Raw genomic sequence first — 17,270 nt, forward strand, 5'->3', positions numbered from 1 at the left:
GTCCCGCGACAAGATGAAGTTTGCGCGTGGCGGCCCCGCTCGCCAAAAGAAGTCGCATGACCCCTATGGAAATCGCCCTGGAGGAGGCGCGCGCGGCCGCGTGGCGCGAGGAGGTGCCGATCGGCGCCGTCGTTACCGATTCCGCCGGCCGCGTGCTGGCGCGCGCGGGCAATCGCGTGGAGGAGCGGCGCGACCCCTCGGCCCATGCCGAGATGCTGGCGCTGCGCGAGGCCGCCGGCCAGCTGGGCGAGAAGCACCTCGCGGGCGCGACGCTCTGGGTGACGCTGGAGCCCTGCGCCATGTGCGCCCAGGCGGCGAGCCTCTTTCGCGTGCGGCGGGTGGTCTTCGCCGCCTATGACCCCAAGGGCGGCGGCACGGAGCACGGCGCGCGGGTCTTCGCCCATCCGCAGTGCAACCATGCGCCGGAGGTGGTGGGCGGCGTGCGCGAGACCGAGGCCGGGGCGCTGCTGCGGGAATTCTTCGCGCAGCGGCGCTGAGCGTCATCGCCGGCCTTCGCCCTTCACGCGCCGATGTTTCATCTCCGTGGCGAATATCCGCCATGCGAAGGTGGAATCTGTAAATGCCCTCCTTGGCCTCCATCTGGTGGTGACCCGAGACGGCCTATTCCGACCGCTCCCGTTTTCGATGGACGATTTCATGTTCCGCACCACCCTTCTGGCCGCCGCCGTGGCCGGCCTTTTCTCCGTCTCCGCCTTTGCCCAGTCGGGCTTCTCGCCCTCCGGCCCGCGCCTCGTCGGCGAGGGCAACAACCCGCATGTCGTCTATGACGCGCCTTCGGCCAATGTCGTGGGCTCCGCCCAGGCGACCGTCACCGGCGGGCCGGACGAGTCGCAGTACGAGACGCAGCGCGTGTTCCGCACCCAGGCCCCGGGCTTCGCGCGCGACCCCGCGCAGATCCCGGTCAACAGCAGCAACTGAACCTCACCAGATCGGTGAATTGGGCGGCCGGTGGGCGATCCACCGGCCGTTCGCGTCTGGGCCCCCCGCTTGGGGCCTCGGGCCTGGCCGGAGCCCTGGCGAAATTTGCCGGACCTCATATGTTGTATATGCACTTAACGGCCCGCCCCATTATTAAGGGAACCATCGTCATGAAGCCTTCCATTCTCCTCGCCGGCCTCCTCGGCGCCTTCCTCTCCTCCGGCGCCTTCGCGCAGACCAGCACGCTGGACGAGGCCCCGAGCCCCACCGTCGTCTATTCCGACCTGGTCACGATCGGCGGCCCCGTCCTGGGGGGCATGGGCGCCGACAGCGGGGCCGACGCCTGCCGCTGACGGCTACGGGCCCCTGCCTCAGTGAATCGCGGTCTCCGGCTCCGAGCCGGACCGCCAGACGCCGCGATACATCCCCTCCGTCCCGAAGGGCATCGCGGCCAGGCCGGCCGCGTCCACCGCGATCAGCCCGCCCTGGCCGCCCGCCTCGGGCACGCGCCTGAGCGCGACCTCTTCCGCCGCCTGGGTGACGCTCCGTCCGCCCAGGCGGATGAGCGCGGAGATCTCATGCGCCGCGGCGCAGCGCAGGAAGGCCTCGCCCGTGCCGGTGCAGGAGACGGCCACCGCGCCATCGGCCCAGGTGCCCGCGCCGAGGATGGGCGAATCGCCTACGCGCCCGGCGCGCTTGTTGGTCATCCCGCCCGTCGAGGTCGCGGCCGCCAGCGCGCCGGAGGTGTCGCGCGCGACCGCGCCCACCGTGCCCATCTTCGCGGCGATGTCGTGGTCCAGCGCCACGACGCGCGCGGCCTTCGCCGCCTCGAGCTGGGCGCGGCGATGGGCCGTCTGGAAGTATTCGGGCGGCTCCATCGCGAGGCCCTGGGATTGGGAAAACTCATCCGCCGCGGCCCCGGCCAGCAGCACATGCGGCGTGGCGCGCATCACCTCGCGCGCGGCGAGGATGGGGTTGCGGGGCCGCGTGACGCCCGTCACCGCGCCGGCCTTCGAATCGCCGCGCATCAGCGCCGCATCCATCTCGATCGTGCCGGCGGCGGTGAAGGTGCCGCCGCGCCCGGCATTGTAGAGGGGGCAGTCCTCCAGGCTCATTACGGCCGCGACCACCGCGTCCTCCGCGCTGCCGCCGGCGGCGAGGATCGCCCCGCCCGCCTCCAGCGCGGCGCGCAGCCCGGCGTGATGGGCGGCGCGCGTCTCCTCCGTCAGCTCCGCGCGGGAGATGGTGCCGGCGCCACCGTGAATAGCCAGGGTCCAATTGCTCATGCGGTACAGCCATATCCCCGCATCGGCCGCCGTCAACCGCCCAGGCGCAGGCCCAGCTCGCGCACGGTCTCGATCTCCTGCTCGTTCATCAGCCGCGAATCATCGGCATAGCCCTCGGGATCGAGATAGCGCACCGGCATGTCGAAGCGGGCGAGCACGGCCAGATGCTGCGGGTCGTTCACGGCCAGCTTGAAGGCGTCGTGAATGGCCAGGACGATCTCGGTGGGCGTGCCGCGCGGGGCGGCGATGCCGTAGCTGCTCTCCGCGGTGTAGTCGTAGCCGATCTCGCGGAAGGTCGGCACATCGGGGAAGCGCGCCGCGCGCGCCGAGGTCCAGACCGCGAGCGGCCGTACCCGACCCTCGAGCGCCATGTCCGACCAGGCGGAGGTCTCGGCGGAAAAGTCGATCTGCCGGCCGAGCAGCGCCTGCAGATTGGGCGCCGCGCCGCGGAAGGCCACCGGCGTCCAGTCCAGCCCCGCCTGCCGCGCGACGCGGCGGGGGACGATGTCGGTCGTATTCGCGCCCGGCGTGCCGAAGAAGACCCTCCCGGGATTGGCGCGGGTGTGGTCGATCAGTTCCTGCATGGTCCGCCAGGGCGCGTCGGGGCGGACGACCACCCCGCCCATATAGCCCACGAGGCGGATGATCCAGGTGAAGTCGGTGAGAGGATCATAGGTCGGCGTCATGCCCGAGGCGCGCATGAGCGCGGGCATCCGGAAGGTGCCGAGCGGCATCTGGCTGAGCGTATAGCCGTCGGGCCGGGAGTCGCGCATGGCCTGGGGGCCGAGCGTGCCCGAGGCGCCGGGCTTGTTCTCCACGACGATCGGCTGGCCGAGATGGCGCGAGGCGATGTCGCAGACCGTGCGCATCTGGATGTCGGTGGCGCCTCCCGGCGTCCAGGGCACGAAGACGCGCAGCGGCTTGTCGGGAAAGCGGCCTTGCGCCAGCGACGGGGCGAGGGATGGAACGGCCAACGACGCGCCCAGAAGGGTGCGGCGGGTGAGCTGGATCATCGTTTCCTCCGTTTCGTGGAAGTCTGATGACTTGAGGGTCGGCTCCGCAACCCGGCAGCTTCGCAGTTGCGAAGCCACACGCGCAGGCTGCCCGCATCCGGTCGTAGCATCCGGAGGTTGCAAGGGTGTATCCATCCGCATGTGACGCCCTCCGCAGATGACGGCGCACATCAGGAGGAGACACCGCATGAACATCCCCCGCCGCACCCTGCTGGGAGCGGGCGCCGCCTTGGCCTCCGTGCCCTTCATGGCCGAAGCCGCCGCGCCCTTCCGCAACGACCTGCCGCCCGCCTGGCATCGGTTCCGCATCGGCGAGTTCGAGGCCACCGTGGTCTCGGACGGACGCCTTCCGCTCGGCCAGCCCGGCCCGGCCTTCCCCGCCTCGCCGGCGGCCGAGATCGCCTCGCTGATGGAGTCGAATTTCCTGCCGGTGAACGCGGCCAATCTCGAGCAGAACGCGCTCATCGTGAACACCGGCCGCCAGCTCATCCTCTTCGACACGGGCATGGGCGACAGCATGGGCGCGGCCAGCCAGATGTTCGGCCCCACGACGGGCCGGCTGCTGCGCAACATGCGCGCGGCGGGCATCGAGCCCGCGCAGATCGACATGGTCATCCTCACCCACGCCCATTGCGACCATTGCTGGGCGCTGGTCGACGCCCAGGGCAACCGCAACTTCCCCAACGCCCAGGTGGCGGTGACCGAGACCGACCTGCGCTACTGGACCGACCCCGCCAATAAGCGCGGCCCCGAATTCATGACCGCCTTCATCGACGGCGCGACCAAGAATCTCAACGCCTATCGCGACCGGATGGTGATGGTGCGGGACGGGGCGGAGGTGGTGCCGGGCATCCAGGCGATCGCCGCGCCGGGGCATACGCTGGGGCACACGATCTACGCGATCACCTCGGGCGGGCGGACGCTGGTGAATTCGGGCGACCTCGCGCATCACCAGGTGCTGCTGCTGCGCCGCCCGCTCTGGGAATTCTCCTTCGACACGGATCCCAAGATGTCGGCGCAGACGCGCGCGCGGGCGCTGGACCGCTTCGCGACGGACCGCACGCAGGTGCTGTCCTACCACTTCCCCTGGCCGGGGCTCGGCCATGTGGTGCGCGAGACCGAGGGCTTCAGCTGGCTGCCCTCGCCGATGGAAGTGACCTCGCTGGAATAGGGAGCCCGGCCGGGAGGGCGGCGGGGCCCCTAGTGATGGGCCCCGCCCATGCTGAAGAGGAGGATGAGCAGGCCTATCCCCAGCAGTGCCAGCAGGGCCGGGATCGCGGGGATGAGCAGCACCAGGCTCGCCTGGCCAGGTCGCCCGCGGGCCTTCAGCGCCACCGCGCCCCAGAGGCAGCCGAGGCAGATCGCGAGGGCCAGGAACTCCAGCCCCAGCAGGGCCGGATAGCTGCCGCGGTCCGTCACGAGGGACAGGATCTGCTGCAGCACGAAGAGGGCGACGAGCGCGTCGAAGACGAAGAGTAGGCGGAAGCGGGTCACGTCCGGCGCTCCTGATGGGGCGCCGAACATGGCCCGAACGCGCGGCGGGTGGATCGCGCGTTTTGTCGCGTCGGTCCCGTCAGCCGGCGCCGCGCAGCACCTGGCGCCAGACGCGGAGGAAATTGCCCGACCAGAGCAGCCCGATTTCGCGCGGCCCATAGCCGCGGCGCTCGAGCTCGGCGGTGACGTTGCGCGTCTCGGCCGCATTCGCCCAGCCGACGACGCTGCCGCCGCCGTCGAAATCCGACGAGATGCCGACATGGTCCAGGCCGATGCGCCGGATGGCGTGCTCCACATGGTCCACGAGATCGGCCACGCTCGCCTGGGTCACGCCATTGGCGCCCGGCGCCTTGAGGAAGGAGGCGACGGCGGTGATCTGCGCCACGCCGCCGCAGGCGCGCAGCGCGTCGAGCTGCTCGTCGTCAAGGTTGCGCGGATGGGCGTTGAGCGCGGCGCAGGCCGTGTGCGTGACCGCGATGGGCACGCGCGAGAGCGCCGCCGCCTGCATCATCCCGTCCTTGGAGACATGCGAGCCATCGAGCATCAGCCCCACGCGGTTCATCTCGCGGATGGCCGTGCGGCCGAGGGCGGAGAGCCCGCCATGCTCGCTCTCGCCATCGCCCAGGTTCTTGCGCGGCCGCGCGCTGTCGGACAGCGCGTTGTGCCCGTCATGGGTGAGGGTGAGATAGATCGCGCCGAGTTCACGCCATTGCGCGATGCGGCCGAGATCGTGGCCCATGGCATAGCCGTTCTCCACGGCCGAGAGCACGGCGGGGATGCCGGCGGCGAAGCTCGCCTCCACCGCCTCGGGCGTGGCGCAGAAGCGGCTCGCCACGCCATCGGCGCGGGCGCGGATGTGGTGGAGCATCGCCTCCGCCCGCGCGGCGGCCGCGGCATGGCCGGCAATGGTCGCGCGCGCCCTGGCCGACATAGGCGATGAAGACGGCCGCGCTCATGCCGCCCGCGATCATCTGCGGCAGGTCCACGCATTGGCGGGTTTCGCTGAGCCAGTCGGGCGTCTCGGGCCAGCGGATGTCGATATGCGTGTCGAGGACGAGCGGGTTGAGCTGGTTCACTTCGAATCTCCGAAGCCGGTGAGGAAGCGTTCCAGCAGCCTGCCGATCAGATCCACGTTGTAGCCCCCCCTCCTGGCAGATGGCGGTGGGCAGTCCGAGCCGGCCGATTGCCGCGCCCGCGCGGGCGAAGCCGTCCCTGCGTGACCTTGAGCGAGGCGAGCGGCTCGAACTCGCTCGCGTCGAAGCCCAGCGGCACGACCAGCGCGTCGGGCCGGAAGGCGGTGATGGCGGCGATGGCGGTTGTCGAGCGCGGCGAGCCACCCTTCGTCGCCCGTGCCGAATTCCTGCGGCAGATTGAGGTTCGCGGTCCCCCGTCTCCTCCGCGAAGCCGACATACCAGGGGTAGTAGCGCGCCGGGTCGCCGTGGATGGAGATGGTCAGCACGTCGTCGCGATCCCAGAAGATGCCCTGGGTGCCGTTGCCGTGGTGGCTGTCGATATCGAGCACCGCCACGCGCGCCGCGCCCGCATCGCGCAGCCGCTGCGCGGCGAGCGCGCTGTTGTTGATGTAGCAATGCCCGCCGGCGCGGCCCGCATAGGCGTGGTGCCCGGGCGGGCGGCACAGCGCATAGGCCGCGCCACCCTGCGCGGCGACATCGGCCGCGGCCAGCGCGCAGCCCGCCGCGCCGATCGCCGCCGTCCAGGTGCCGGGGCCGATGGGGCAGGCGGTGTCGGCCATGTGCGCGCCGGCGCGCGAGATGACATGCGTGGGCGCCCGCTGCGTCTGGGCCAGCATCTCCGGCGTGGGGAACATATTGGCCACGACCTCGGGGCCGGCGCCGGGCAGCTCGGCCCATTGGGCGGCGGCCTGCTCCAGGAATTCGAGATATTCGGGCGTGTTGAGCTTCAGCAGCTCCTCGCGCGTGGCGGGTGGCGTGGTTGCCGGCGCGAGGCCCAGCGCCTCCAGCCCGGCGCGCAGCGCGGCCGCGCGGGCGGGTATCTCGAAATTCGAGCGTACCGTGCCGCGCGTGAGGAAGAATTGCGGCGCGTGAAGCGCCTCGTCGGGATGATGGAAGGCCTTCATGGGCGTGAGTGAAGCGCGCCTGGGCGCCCTGGACAACCGCGCCCCGCGCTGGCCATGCTGCGGCCCCATGATCCCACTCGATGCCGGCGCCCGTCGCGCCATCCTCGACGCCGCCGATTCGCTGCGTGACGAGACGCTGGACTGGCTCTTCCGCCTGGTTCGCTGTCCCCTCGACCCTAGGCAACGAGGCCTCGGCGCTGAACGAGATGGAGCGGCTGTACCGCCATCTCGGCCTCGCGCCGCGGCGCGTGCCCACGGTGCCGGAGAAGCTGGAGGGCCATCCCGGCTTCTCGCCGCCGCTCATCGACTACGAGGGGCGCGACAATGTCGCCGCGATCCACCGGCCGAAGGCCGCGCAGGGCCGCAGCCTCGTGCTCCAGGGCCATGTGGATGTCGTGCCCGAGGGCGCGGCCGATATGTGGGGAAACGCCGCCCTTCGTCCCCACCATCCGCGACGGGCGCGTCTATGGCCGCGGCGCGGGCGACATGAAGGCGGGCGTCGTCAGCTATTGCATGGCCTTCGCCGCGCTGAAGCGGGCCGGGCTGCAACCGGCCGCCGAGGTCCAGCTCCAGGCCGTCATCGAGGAGGAATGCACGGGCAACGGCGCGCTCGCGACGATGCTCGCCATGCCGCGCGCCGATGCCGCCATCATCCCCGAGCCGGGGCCGGGCGTGGATGCCTATTACTCGGCCGAGGTCGGCGTGGTCTGGGCCTGGGTGACGGTGAGCGGAAGGCCGGCGCATGTGCGCGACATGCAGTCGGGCATCAATGCGATCGAGGCCGCCAACGTCATCGCCGGCGCCTTCAAGGACTACGAGGCCGAGCGCAACCGCGCCGAGAACATCCACGCCGCCTTCCACGGTGTGAACCATCCGGTGAACGTGAATTTCGGCACGATCCAGGGCGGCGAGTGGAACAGCTCGGTCGCCACGCGCTGCCGCATCGGCATGCGCGTCGGCGTCATGCTCGGCTATTCCGCCCGCCAGGTGCGCGAGGACATCGAGCGTCTCGTGGCCCGCGCGGCCACCGACGACCGTCTGCGCGGCGCCCAGGTGAAGCTGGAGTTCAAGGGCTTTATGGCCGAGGCCTGCGAGCTTTCGGTCGAGACCGATATCGGCCGCCTCTCGCGCCGGAGCTACGCCGATGCGACGGGCAGCGAGCTGCGCGGCATGCCCATCCTGGGCCTGACCGATGCGCGCCACTTCGTCCTCTATGGCGACATCCCCTGCATGGTCTTCGGGCCGGATGCGCAGGAGATCCACGGCATCGACGAGAGTGTGGGCATCGAGAGCATGCACGGCATCACGCGCACCATCGCGCTGACCATGGCGCAATGGTGCGGGGTGGAACGCGCATGAGCCCGACCAACCTCCCGCTCTCCGGCGCGCGGCTGTGGGACAGCCTGATGGAGATGGCGAAGATCGGCGGCACGGCCAAGGGCGGCTGCAACCGCCAGACGCTTACCGATGTGGACGGCGAGGGCCGCGCGCTCTTCCAGAAGTGGGGCGAGGCGGCGGGGCTGACGCTCACCGTCGATCGCCTGGGCAACATGATCTTCCGGCGCGAGGGGCGGAATCCCGCGCTGCCGCCGGTCGCCATCGGCAGCCATCTGGATACCCAGCCCACGGGCGGCAAGTATGACGGCGTGCTGGGCGTGCTGGCCGGGCTCGAGATCATGCGGGCCCTGCATGAGGCGGGCGCGCAGACCGAGGCGCCCATGCTCCTCATCAACTGGACGAACGAGGAAGGCTCGCGCTTCTCGCCGCCCATGATGGGCAGCGGCGCGGCCATGGGCATCTTCACCGAGGCCGAGGTCCTGGCGAAGCAGGCCTTCGACGGCGCCGTCTTCGGCGAGGAGCTGCGGCGCATCGGCTGGCAGGGCACGGCGGACCCGACGGACCTCCAGAAGGTCGGCCAGTATCTCGAACTGCATATCGAGCAGGGCAAGCTGCTGGAGGATGGCGGCCAGGACGTCGGCATCGTCACCCACGCGCTCGGCCAGACCTGGTTCGAGGTGGTCGTGGAGGGCGAGGAGGCCCATGGCGGCTCGCCCATGGCCGGGCGGCGCGCGATGCGATGATGGCGGCCGCGCCGCTCATCGCCTTCGTCGAGGAATGCGCGCTCGCCACCCTCTCGCCCGGTGGCGAGGCGGGACGCGGGACGGTGGGGGTGGTGGACATCTATCCCTCCAGCCGGAACATCGCGCCCAGCCGCGTCTTCTTCACCATCGACATGCGCCATGGCGACCCCGATTGCCTCGCGCGGATGGAGGCGGCGCTGACGGCGCGCGCGCAGGAGATCAGCCTCGCGCGCGGCGTGAAGATCACCGTCACGCGCTTCTGGCACTCGCCGCTGACGCCCTTCGATCCCGCGCTGATCCAGGCCGCCCGCGACGGCGCGACGGCGCGCGGGCTGAACTGGCGCGACATCCCCACCGGCATCGGCCACGACGCTGTCTATATGGCGCGCCGCGTCCCGACGGTGATGGTCTTCTGCCCCTGCCATGGCGGGCTCAGCCACAACGAGGCCGAGAGCATCACGCCCGAATGGGCGACGGCGGGGATGCAGGTCCTGGCCGATGCGGCCCTGGCGACGGCGCGGCTCGTGCAGCCGTGATTCCACGCTTCGCGGGGCTGTCCAACTCCGGCGATCCTGTTATCGCCGCTACAAATTCCAAGGAACGATAAGATGCGCATCGCCGTCGGCGGCTTCCTGCACGAGAGCCACTCCTTCGCCCCCGTCGTCACGCACTGGGTGAACTTCCTCCAGCCGGGCGGCCTGCCGCCGCTGCTGCGCGCGTCGAAGATGGTCGAGGCCCTGAAGGGCACCTCGGTCTGCGCCGCCGGCGCCATCACCGAGGCCACGGGCAAGGGCGCGACCATCGCCCCGCTGGGCTGGTGCTTTGCCCAGCCTGCCGGCCCCGTCACGCGAGAGGCCTTCGAGCGCATCAGCGCGATGCTGCTCGACGCGCTGTCCCAGGCGCTGATGGAAGGCCCGCTGGACGGCATCTTCATCGACCTGCACGGCGCCATGGTCAGCGAGGATTATTCCGATGCCGAGGGCGAGGTGCTGCGCCGCATCCGCGCCGTCGCCGGAAACGAGATCCCGCTCGCCATCACGCTCGATCCGCATGCCAATATGACGCGGCTGATGGCCGAGTGCTGCGACGTGATCGTGCCCTATCGCACCTATCCGCATGTCGACATGCTGGCCGTCGGCCGCCGCTCCATGGGCCTGCTGATCGAGCGCATCGCGCGCGGCAAGCCCTGGGCGATGGAATATCGCGAGCTGGACTTCCTCATCCCCATCACCAGCCAGTGCACCATGGTCGAGCCCATGGCCGGCGTGATGGCCAAGCGGCTCGAACTGGAGAAGCAGGTCGTCGAGCTCGCCTATTGCTTCGGCTTCCCCTATGCCGACTTCGCCGGCTGCGGCCAGGCCATCGCGGCCTATGGCGAGACCAAGGAGGCGGCGGCCGCCGCCGCCGACGCGCTGGCCGGCTACATCGCCGGTCAGGAGAGCGCCTTCATCGGCGGCGTGCAGGACGCGTCCGAAGCGGTGGCCGAGGCGATCCGCATCGCCTCCGGCGCCGGCAAGCCGGTGGTGATCGCCGACACCCAGGACAATCCCGGCGGCGGCGGCCATGGCGACACGACCGGCCTGCTGGCCGAGCTCATCCGCCAGGACGCCCAGGGCGCGGTCATCGCGCCGATGAACGACGCCGAGGCCGCCCTGGCCTGCCACGCGGCCGGCGAGGGCGCGACGGTGACGCTGGCGCTCGGCGGCAAGAGCGACGGCGCGCCTTTGCAGGTCACCGGCGTGGTGGAGCGGCTGGGCGACGGGAAGTTCACGCTGACCGGGCCGATGGGCAAGGGAAATCCGGCGGATCTCGGCCCCGCGGCGCTGCTGCGGATCGGCGGGGTGCGCGTGGTCGTCGTCAGCCGCAAGATGCAGGCGCATGACCAGTCGATGTTCCTCCAGCTCGGCGTCGAGCCCTCCGAGCAGAAGATCCTGGCGGTGAAGTCCAGCGTGCATTTCCGCGCGCATTTCCAGCCCATCGCCGAGACGGTGATCGTCGCCGCCGCGCCTGGCCCCGTGGTGGCCGATCCCGCGACGCTGCCCTTCACGGCGCTGCGCGAGGAGATGCGGCTGCGCCCGGGCGACAACCGCCGCTTCGGCTGGAAGAAATTCCGCCGTCCCGCCGCGGCCCAGGGCGGCGCCGACTAACCCCGCAACCGGAACGGAGCGAAACCCATGCCGATCCTCGAAGCCCTTGCGGCGCTGAAGCCCGAAATGCGGGAATGGCGCCGCGATTTCCATGCCCATCCCGAGATCGGCTACGAGGAGGTGCGAACCTCCTCCATCGTGGCCGAGAAGCTGGAATCCTGGGGGCTGGAGGTGCATCGCGGGATCGGCAAGACCGGCGTCGTCGGCGTGCTGCGCGGCAAGCATCCGGGCAATCGCAGCATCGGGCTGCGCGCGGACATGGACGCGCTGCCCATGCCCGAGCTCAACGACTTCGCCCATCGCAGCACCAACCCCAACGCCATGCATGCCTGCGGCCATGACGGGCATACGACCATGCTGCTCGGCACTGCCAAGCATTTGGCCGCGACGCGCGACTTCGCCGGCACCGTCCACTTCATCTTCCAGCCGGCCGAAGAGGGGCTGACCGGCGCGCTGGCCATGATCGAGGACGGGCTGTTCAAGCGTTTTCCCTGCGACGCGGTCTATGGCATCCACAACCAGCCGACCTTGCCGCTGGGCATCGTCGCGATCCGCCCCGGCACGGTGCTGGCCGCGGTGGACTATTTCTCGATCAAGCTGAAGGGCCGCAGCAGCCACGCCGCCGCGCCGCATCTGGGGCTGGACCCGCTGCCCGGCGCGACACAGCTCTACAGCGCGCTGCAATCGCTGGTGAGCCGGCGGATGAACCCGCACAGCACGGCGGTGCTCTCCATCGGCCAGTTCCATGCCGGCACCTCCGACATCGTGATCCCCGAGGTGGTGGAGATGCGCGGCACCATCCGCACGCTCACGCCTGAGAACCGCAAGCAGATGGACGAGCTTTTCCACGCGATGGTGAAGGGCACGGCCGAAGCGCATGGGTTGGAGCTGGAGCTCGACTACCGCCGCTCCTATCCGCCGACCATCAACACGCCCGAGCAATCCGCCCTGGCGGCCGAGGCGGCCACCGCCGTGGTCGGCGAGGAGGGCATCAAGTCCGACCTGCCCTCGCTGACGGCGGGCGAGGACTTCTCCTACATGCTCCTGGCCTCGCCCGGCGGCGCCTTCCTGCTGCTCGGGCAGGCGGGCGAGGATGGCGGGCACGCCGTGCCCGTCCACAATGGCCGCTACGACTTCAACGACGACCTCCTGCCGATCGGAGCGAGCTGCTTCGTCGGCATCGTCGAGAAAGAGCTTTCGCGCGGCTAGGCCTTTTGTTTTTCGAGCATCTTCACCCGATCAGGCAAAGCAGCCTGATCGGGATCTGCTCTAAGCGGCCGCCGATTCCAGCTCCCGCCCGCGGATGAAGTCGCTCGCCTTCTCCGCGATCATCAGCGTCGTCGCATAGGTGTTGGCGCTGGTCATCGAGGGCATGATGGAGGCGTCGACCACGCGCAGGCCCTGAAGCCCGCGCACGCGCAGGCGATCATCCACCACCGCCATCGGATCGGTGTCCGGCCCCATGCGGGCCGTGCCGATCAGATGATAGGTCGTGCTGCCGTTCTTGAAGGCGAAGTCGAGCAGCTCGTCATCGGTCTGCACGTCGTGGCCGGGCAGGGTCTCGGTGTCCACGAAGGGCGCGAGCTGGGGTGTCGCGAGCATCCGCCGCAGCAGCCGCATGCCGCCGATATGCACGCGGCGGTCGTTCTCGTCGGAAAGGTAGTTGGGCTGGATCTCGGGATCCTCGAAGACGTCGGCGCTGCGCGCGCGCACCCAGCCCTTGCTCTCCGGGCGATGCTGCCAGGCGCCGGCCGTCATGCCGGGATAGTCGTCCAGCACATAGACCATGCCCTCCTTGTAGGAGCCGGGCGTGAAGACGCATTGCAGGTCCGGCTGGTCCAATCCTTCGAAGCTCTTCCAGAAGACATGCACATGCGAGGGCGCGGTGGCGAGGATGCTGTCGCGCTTCATCCCCCAGCGCAGGATCTGGTTGCCGAGCTTCAACCCGCGCGAGAGCTCGTTCAGCGTCTCGACACCGGGCTTGGCGCGCATCACGAAGCGGCTGGCGTAATGGTCGCGGAAATTCTCGCCCACGCCGGCCAGCTCGTGCTTCACCTCGACGCCGAGCTTCTGCAGCAGCCAGGACGGCCCGATGCCGGAGACCTGCATCAGCCGCGCCGTATTCGCCGTGCCGCCCGAGAGGATGACCTCGCGCCGCGCCCGCACCTCGGTCGGCGTGCCGCCGCGCTCGGAGATGTAGCGTACGCCGACGGCCTTCTTGCCCTCCAGCACGATGGCATTGGCGCGCGCATTGGTCCGCAGCGAGAGGTTAGGCCGGCTCAGCGCGCCATGCAGGAAGGCGCGATAGGAGCTCACGCGCTTGCCGTTGAGAATCGCGCGTTGAAAATAGCCCACGCCCGCCTGGTCGCCGCTGTTGTAGTCGGGGTTGCGCGGAATCCCCATGCCGACGCAGCCGGCGATGAAGGCCTCGGAGAGCGGATGGATCCAGTCCATGTCGGTGACCGGAATGCCCTGGGTGCGGCCGCGCCTGGCGTCGTCGCCGAAGCCGATGCGCCGCTCGGTGCGCCGGTAATAGGGCAGGCTGTCGGCATAGCCCCAATGGCGATTGCCCAGCTGCGCCCAATGGTCGAGGTCGTTGGGCTGTCCGCGGTTATAGATCATCCCGTTCACCGAGGAGCTTCCGCCCAGCGTGCGGCCCTGCACCGTGTCGATGCGCCGTCCGCCCGTGCGCTCCGTCGGTTCGGTGCTGAACTGCCAGGTGACGCCGGGGTCCTTCAGCGTCTTGATGAAGCCGGCGGGGATGTGGATGAAGGGGTTGCGGTCCTTCGGCCCGGCCTCGAGCACGCAGACGGACACGCCCGGGTCCTCGCTGAGCCGCGCCGCCAGCAGCGAGCCTGCCGCGCCGCAGCCCACGATCACGTAGTCGAACTCGTCCATCGGCGCGGTCCCCCCTGTTTGCAGGATAGCCTAGCGCCGATCAGAAGGGCGACAAGATGTCGATCAGCTGCTGCCCCAGCCGGGGCTGCTGGATATCCGACAGTGAGCCCCGCCCGCCATAGGCGATCCGCGCCTCGGCCAGACGGTCGTGGCGCACCGTGTTGTCGCTCGCGATGTCCTGGGTGCGCACGATTCCCTGCACGGAGAGCTCGCGCAGCTCGTTGTTCACGCGCACCTCCTGCCGGCCCATCACGACCATGTTGCCGTTGGGCAGGGACTGCGTGACGGTGGCCGCGAGGCGCAGCGTGATCTGCTCGTTGCGCCGGACGGTGCCGTTGCCGTCGCTCGCGCCCGCGCTGTTGGTGTTGACCAGGCTTTCGGCATTGGCGCCGCGCGGCAGCAGGCGGCGCGTCTGCGTCTCCAGGCCGAGGAGATTGGGCACGCCCATGGCCTCCGTGCCATTGCGGCTGCGCTGGGTCCGGTTCTGCAGCTGCGCCTCGTCCTGGACCGAGACGAGCACGGTGATGAGGTCGCCCACCTGCGCCGCGCGCTGGTCGCGCAGGAAGGTGCTGCTGCCCGATCGCCAGAGCGAATTCGCCATGGGCGGCGCCTCGCGCGGCTGGGGCATGGGCATGGTGACGGGGCGCCAGCGGGGATCCTCCGTCGGGTTGGTCATGGGCGACATGTCGGGCGCGCGGCCGATGCGCGAGAGACGCTCGGCCTGGCCGCATCCGGCCAGCGCCAGCAGCGCGAGGACAGCGAGGCGCGGGCTCATCGCGCGGCCATCGGGATGGTGCCCATCGCGACCCGCACGCGCCCCGGCGCGACCGCCACGCCCTCCACGATGCTGCGGCTGGCGAGGTTCATCACCGGCACGCTGGCCCCACGCGCGGCGGCCTCCAGCGCGCGGCCCTGGGCGGTGAGCGAGATGCCGGGCGATTCCAGCAGCAAGGTCACGAGCGCGTTCTTCAGCACGATCGAGAGCGGGCCGAGGTCGACCACGGCGAAACCCTGATCGACCGCCATCGGACGTCGCAGCTCCTGGCCGACGACCTGCTCCAGCTGCTGGGCATGGCCGGGGCGAACGCGTTCGGCGCGCATCCGGAGCAGCCGCGCGTCATTGCGGCCCACGATCTCGCCCAGCGCCAGGCGCCGCGTGGCGACCACCACGGGCACCGTGGTCACGGCGCGTCCGGCCAGGCGCAACCGCTGCGTGGCCATGCCATCCGCGAGCACGACCAGCGTCGCCTGGAAGCGCGCGCCGGGCTGCTCGACAGAGGCCCCCTCGATCGCGAGCTGGAACCACGATCCGGCCGGGATCATCGGTGGGACGAGCCCCGGAAGCTCGATCTCCGTCTCGGCCTCGATGCCCTGGCGCGCGAGCTCGTCGCGCAGCACGGCCTCGATCTCGGGTCGCGGCACCGGCCGCCCCGGCCGTTCCACCACGATCCGGTCCGCGGCGGTGAGCGGCCGCCAGGCCAGGCCATGGCGCCGCGCGATGTTGAGCAGGTTCTGCGTCTCCAGCACCATCCGCCGGCCGGGCTGCGGCGCGGCGGCGATGACCGTGTCGGGCGCATTCTCGAAGAGGTCGGAGAGGCGCAGCGTATCGCCCTCCAGCAAAGCGTGGGGCCGCAGCATCGCGGGCTCCGACGCCGCGGCGGGTGCCGCGAGGGCCAGCAGCGTGGCCAGAGCGCGCCGGCGCATCAGCGCAGCCTCGTCAGCGTCTCGAGCATCGCATCGGAGGCGGTGATCACCCGGCTGTTCATCTCATAGGCGCGCTGGGCGGTGATCAGCGAGGTGATCTCCTGCACGGTGTTCACGTTGCTGGTCTCGATGAAACCCTGCGACACCGCGCCATGCCCCGGCTGGCCGGGCGCGGCGGCCTGCGGCTGGCCCGAGCCCGGCGTGGCGAGGAAGAGGTTGTCGCCCACCGCCTCCAGCCCGCCCTCATTGGCGAAGATGGCGGTCTGGATCTGGCCGACATTCTGCGGCGCGAGCTGCCCGTCCAGCGCCGCCAGAACCTCGCCGCTCGCATTGATCGTCACGTCGCGCGCGGCGGCGGGGATGGTGATGCCCGGCTGCACCACATAGCCCTCGGCCGTCACGATCACGCCCTCCGGGCTCAGCGCGAAGGTGCCGTCGCGCGAATAGGCGATCTCGCCGGAGGGCAGCTGGATCTGGAAATAGCCATTGCCGCGGATCGCGAGGTCGAAGCGGTTCTCGGTCTGCTGCAGGCTGCCCTGTTCGGACACGCGATAGATCGCCGCCGTGCGCACGCCCAGGCCGATCTGCGCGCCCGAGGGCAGGACGCTGCCCGTGTCGCTGCTCTGCGAACCGACGCGCCGGAGGTTCTGATAGATCAGGTCCTGGAACTCGGCGCGGCGGCGCTTGAAGCCGGTCGTGCTCATATTCGCCAGGTTGTTCGAGATGACCTCCACATTGGTCTGCTGGGCGAGCATGCCCGTGGCGGCGATGTGCAGGGATCGCATGGTCTAGTTCCTCCGCCGCAGCAGGCGGTCGATGGCGCTCTGCTGGCGGTCGCCCTCGCGTTCGAGGAACTGGCTGGCCATCTGGAATTCACGCAGCTCGGCCATCATGCGGGTCATCTCCACGACGGATTGCACGTTGCTGCCCTCCACCGCGCCCTGCACGACGGCGGGACGCGCCACCTCCTCGGGCTGCTCACCGCCAGCGTCGAAGTTGCGGTCGCCCTCGGCGCGCAGGGCCTGCTGGTTCTCGAAGCGCACGAGACGCAGTCGGCCGAGCACGCCGTTCTCGCTGCGGACGGTGCCGTCGCCCAGAATCTCGATGCGCGTGTCGCCGGGCGCGATGGCCAAGGGCTGCGAATTGGCGTTCAGCACGGCGTTGCCCTGCTGGTCCACGAGGCGGCCATCCTGGCCCAGGGCGAAGCGGCCGGCGCGCGTGTAGCGCTCGCCCTGCGACGTCTCGACGGCGAAATAACCCTCGCCGGAAATCGCGACGTCGAAGGGATTGCCTGTGGTGGTGATGGGACCGGCCGTGAGGTTGCGCCAGCTTGCGCGGTCCCAGGCATAGTCGACCTCGCGCGCGCCCTGGGGCCCGGCGACGCGCCCCTGGCGCGTGACCACCTCGGCGAAGACCGGGCGGCTCGCGCGAAAGCCGGGCGTGTCAGCATTGGCGAGGTTATGCGCGGTGATGTCGCTCGCGCGCATCTGGGCGGTCAGGCGGGAGAGAACGATGTAGCTCGGGCTGTCCATGGCGGCGCTCCAAAAGGGCTGGCCCAGGGATCGCAAGGCGCGTGCCAGCCGGGGAGGGCGCTTTCGGCAGGGATTGC

At 70.3% G+C, this 17,270-nt stretch carries 19 protein-coding genes; 9 read left to right on the plus strand and 10 right to left on the minus strand.

Annotation, left to right across the window (positions count from 1 at the left end):
• The first annotated feature begins 65 nt into the window (after window positions 1–65).
• The 3 genes from ACO057_RS14040 to ACO057_RS14050 all read left to right on the plus strand — a co-directional run bounded on the left by ACO057_RS14040 (window position 66) and on the right by ACO057_RS14050 (window position 1,292).
• Window positions 66–497 (plus strand): nucleoside deaminase, encoded by a 432-nt coding sequence (locus ACO057_RS14040; protein WP_421992871.1) that lies wholly within the window; start codon window positions 66–68, stop codon window positions 495–497.
• 160 nt (window positions 498–657) lie between these two features.
• Entirely contained in the window at window positions 658–939 is a 282-nt protein-coding gene (locus ACO057_RS14045) for a hypothetical protein (protein ID WP_421992745.1), read from the plus strand.
• 170 nt (window positions 940–1,109) lie between these two features.
• Window positions 1,110–1,292 carry a hypothetical protein gene (locus ACO057_RS14050; protein WP_421992747.1) on the plus strand — a complete coding sequence of 61 codons (183 nt, stop codon included), beginning with the start codon at window positions 1,110–1,112 and terminating at the stop codon, window positions 1,290–1,292.
• Window positions 1,293–1,310: 18 nt separating this feature from the next.
• On the opposite strand, the gene ACO057_RS14055 is transcribed toward ACO057_RS14050, so the two are convergent.
• Entirely contained in the window at window positions 1,311–2,225 is a 915-nt protein-coding gene (locus ACO057_RS14055; protein WP_421992749.1) for an isoaspartyl peptidase/L-asparaginase family protein, read from the minus strand.
• 32 nt (window positions 2,226–2,257) lie between these two features.
• On the minus strand, window positions 2,258–3,238 hold the full coding sequence (locus tag ACO057_RS14060) for a tripartite tricarboxylate transporter substrate binding protein (protein WP_421992751.1): 981 nt from the start codon (window positions 3,236–3,238) through the stop codon (window positions 2,258–2,260).
• A gap of 187 nt (window positions 3,239–3,425) precedes the next feature.
• On the opposite strand from ACO057_RS14060, the gene ACO057_RS14065 reads away from it, so the two are divergent.
• Complete coding sequence (locus ACO057_RS14065; RefSeq protein WP_421992753.1) at window positions 3,426–4,409, plus strand: MBL fold metallo-hydrolase; 984 nt, start codon at window positions 3,426–3,428, stop codon at window positions 4,407–4,409.
• A gap of 29 nt (window positions 4,410–4,438) precedes the next feature.
• Here the strand turns inward: ACO057_RS14065 and ACO057_RS14070 are convergent, their stop codons facing one another.
• The 3 genes from ACO057_RS14070 to ACO057_RS14080 all read right to left on the minus strand — a co-directional run bounded on the left by ACO057_RS14070 (window position 4,439) and on the right by ACO057_RS14080 (window position 6,831).
• The gene (locus tag ACO057_RS14070; RefSeq protein ID WP_421992755.1) at window positions 4,439–4,732 is read right to left on the minus strand and encodes a hypothetical protein; all 294 of its coding nucleotides are present in this window, start codon (window positions 4,730–4,732) and stop codon (window positions 4,439–4,441) included.
• 79 nt (window positions 4,733–4,811) lie between these two features.
• Window positions 4,812–5,534: a dipeptidase gene (locus ACO057_RS14075; protein ID WP_421992873.1), complete on the minus strand. Its 723-nt coding sequence runs from the start codon at window positions 5,532–5,534 to the stop codon at window positions 4,812–4,814.
• Window positions 5,434–6,831: a hypothetical protein gene (locus tag ACO057_RS14080; protein WP_421992757.1), complete on the minus strand. Its 1,398-nt coding sequence runs from the start codon at window positions 6,829–6,831 to the stop codon at window positions 5,434–5,436. The genes ACO057_RS14075 and ACO057_RS14080 overlap by 101 nt, the downstream gene beginning before the upstream one ends.
• Window positions 6,832–7,221: 390 nt before the next feature.
• On the opposite strand from ACO057_RS14080, the gene ACO057_RS14085 reads away from it, so the two are divergent.
• The 5 genes from ACO057_RS14085 (at window position 7,222) to ACO057_RS14105 (ending at window position 12,268) form a co-directional block, all read left to right on the plus strand.
• Window positions 7,222–8,190 carry a M20/M25/M40 family metallo-hydrolase gene (locus tag ACO057_RS14085; protein ID WP_421992759.1) on the plus strand — a complete coding sequence of 323 codons (969 nt, stop codon included), beginning with the start codon at window positions 7,222–7,224 and terminating at the stop codon, window positions 8,188–8,190.
• Entirely contained in the window at window positions 8,187–8,912 is a 726-nt protein-coding gene (locus tag ACO057_RS14090) for a hydantoinase/carbamoylase family amidase (RefSeq protein ID WP_421992761.1), read from the plus strand. Before ACO057_RS14085 ends, ACO057_RS14090 begins: the two co-directional genes overlap by 4 nt.
• Complete coding sequence (locus ACO057_RS14095) at window positions 8,912–9,448, plus strand: M20/M25/M40 family metallo-hydrolase (RefSeq protein WP_421992763.1); 537 nt, start codon at window positions 8,912–8,914, stop codon at window positions 9,446–9,448. Before ACO057_RS14090 ends, ACO057_RS14095 begins: the two co-directional genes overlap by 1 nt.
• Before the next feature lie 72 nt (window positions 9,449–9,520).
• Window positions 9,521–11,059 (plus strand): M81 family metallopeptidase, encoded by a 1,539-nt coding sequence (locus ACO057_RS14100; RefSeq protein WP_421992765.1) that lies wholly within the window; start codon window positions 9,521–9,523, stop codon window positions 11,057–11,059.
• 27 nt (window positions 11,060–11,086) lie between these two features.
• Window positions 11,087–12,268 carry a M20 aminoacylase family protein gene (locus tag ACO057_RS14105; RefSeq protein WP_421992767.1) on the plus strand — a complete coding sequence of 394 codons (1,182 nt, stop codon included), beginning with the start codon at window positions 11,087–11,089 and terminating at the stop codon, window positions 12,266–12,268.
• Window positions 12,269–12,328: 60 nt separating this feature from the next.
• Here the strand turns inward: ACO057_RS14105 and ACO057_RS14110 are convergent, their stop codons facing one another.
• From ACO057_RS14110 to flgF, 5 genes are read right to left on the minus strand one after another with little or no spacing between them, the layout of a single operon-like run.
• Window positions 12,329–13,957 carry a GMC family oxidoreductase gene (locus ACO057_RS14110; RefSeq protein WP_421992769.1) on the minus strand — a complete coding sequence of 543 codons (1,629 nt, stop codon included), beginning with the start codon at window positions 13,955–13,957 and terminating at the stop codon, window positions 12,329–12,331.
• Between the two features lie 40 nt (window positions 13,958–13,997).
• Window positions 13,998–14,732, minus strand: coding sequence for a flagellar basal body L-ring protein FlgH (flgH, locus tag ACO057_RS14115; RefSeq protein ID WP_421992771.1), 735 nt, complete (start codon window positions 14,730–14,732; stop codon window positions 13,998–14,000).
• Window positions 14,729–15,661, minus strand: a complete 933-nt coding sequence (flgA, locus tag ACO057_RS14120) for a flagellar basal body P-ring formation chaperone FlgA (RefSeq protein ID WP_421992773.1) — start codon at window positions 15,659–15,661, stop codon at window positions 14,729–14,731. The genes flgH and flgA overlap by 4 nt, the downstream gene beginning before the upstream one ends.
• Window positions 15,661–16,446 carry a flagellar basal-body rod protein FlgG gene (flgG, locus tag ACO057_RS14125; RefSeq protein ID WP_421992775.1) on the minus strand — a complete coding sequence of 262 codons (786 nt, stop codon included), beginning with the start codon at window positions 16,444–16,446 and terminating at the stop codon, window positions 15,661–15,663. The genes flgA and flgG overlap by 1 nt, the downstream gene beginning before the upstream one ends.
• A 3-nt stretch (window positions 16,447–16,449) precedes the next feature.
• Window positions 16,450–17,193 (minus strand): flagellar basal-body rod protein FlgF, encoded by a 744-nt coding sequence (gene flgF / locus ACO057_RS14130; RefSeq protein ID WP_421992777.1) that lies wholly within the window; start codon window positions 17,191–17,193, stop codon window positions 16,450–16,452.
• Window positions 17,194–17,270 lie beyond the last annotated feature (77 nt).

Source organism: Roseococcus sp., from assembly GCF_965227005.1.
Lineage (GTDB): Bacteria > Pseudomonadota > Alphaproteobacteria > Acetobacterales > Acetobacteraceae > Roseococcus.